General features: G+C 61.3%; 1 pseudogene. It reads left to right on the forward strand.

The window, feature by feature from the left end:
• Positions 1-238, forward strand: a pseudogene (locus tag A3722_RS16905) (beta-ketoacyl-ACP synthase III); the annotation flags it as partial.

Consider the following 238-nt stretch of genomic DNA (forward strand, 5'->3'; position numbering starts at 1 on the left):
CAAATCCGGCGTGTTGGACCCCAATGTCATGCACCCCCTGCTGCGCCAGCGCGCGGATGAGGAACCCTCCCTAATGGCGGAAATGGCGGTTGATGCTGCGCAAAAGGCGCTCGCTGCCGCTCGAAAGTCCGCCGATGATGTGGATGCGGTGATCTGCGCGGCTTCCAATCTTGAGCGCGCCTACCCCGCCGTGGCCATCGAAATTCAAGAGCTTCTGGGCGTGAAGGGTTTTGCCTTC

Source organism: Sulfitobacter sp. HI0027 (assembly GCF_001634775.1).
In the GTDB taxonomy this organism is placed as follows: Bacteria; Pseudomonadota; Alphaproteobacteria; order Rhodobacterales; family Rhodobacteraceae; genus Sulfitobacter.